Origin of the sequence: Chroococcidiopsis cubana SAG 39.79 (assembly GCF_003991895.1) — a bacterium.
GTDB classification, from domain to species: Bacteria; Cyanobacteriota; Cyanobacteriia; order Cyanobacteriales; family Chroococcidiopsidaceae; genus Chroococcidiopsis; species Chroococcidiopsis thermalis.
Genome location: NZ_RSCK01000162.1, coordinates 6909 through 7900 on the forward strand (window position 1 = coordinate 6909; position 992 = coordinate 7900).

At 46.0% G+C, this 992-nt stretch carries 1 pseudogene; it reads left to right on the forward strand.

Annotated features, from left to right (window positions below):
- A pseudogene (locus DSM107010_RS35765) lies at positions 1 to 992 on the forward strand (S-layer family protein); the annotation flags it as partial.

Here is a 992-nt window from a genome sequence, read left to right on the forward strand (position 1 = left end):
GAAAAATTGCTTTCACTAATGGAGCGGAGCTACAGGCTGGTTTTTTACCGAATGCACGACAACAAGGAAATCCTGGTGTAGTCTTCCTAGAAGCAACAGACTCAATTTCTTTTGCAGGCAGAAGTAGCAGCGATCCTGACGACGGAAGTGGAATTTTTACTGACGTAGAACCTGGTGCAGTAGCCAATGGTAGCAATATTCAAATATCAGCACCGTTAGTTTCTTTTGATGATATTGCTGTACTAGAAGCTAGCAATTCTGGACAAGGCAACGGTGGGGATATTGAATTACAAGGTAGTAAAAGCGTGAGATTACGCAACGGTAGCCAAATCTCTACCTCAGCAGGAGGCACGGGACAACGTGGAGATGCGGGTAATATTACCATCACCTCTCCCTTAGTCATTGCAGAATTTCAAGGTAATAACGATATCTTCGCTAATGCTTTCGATGGTGAGGGTGGTGAAATTAAGATTAATGCTCAAAGCATTATTGGGCTAAGACCACGCACCAGCCAAGAACTCCAGCCAGAACTCCAAAGACTATTTGGCACTGCCACTCCTACAACAGAACAACTCCAAGCATTCTTGGGTGAATTGGCTGACAATGATGTTGCTGCAATTTCCCTCAACAATCCTTCTTTAAGTGGTACTGTCAGCTTCAATGCTGCTGATATCGATCCCAGTCACAATATTGTAGAGTTACCTGCGGGACTAGTCGATGCTTCGGGATTAGTTGCAGCAGGCTGTCCATCTGGAGCAGAAAACCGTTTTGTTGTCGCTGGACGTGGCGGCTTACCCCCTGCACCTGGGGACAGGCTCAGTTCTGATGCCCTCCTCACCGATTGGGCAACTCTACAAACGCCGGAAACCCAAAACCGCGCAACAGCAGAGAAACCTTTCCCACAAGCAGCTAATATAGCACTACGCATATACATTAGGACACTGTTTGAAAGCAGCATCGACACAATCACGAAAACTATCAAATTCATTCCA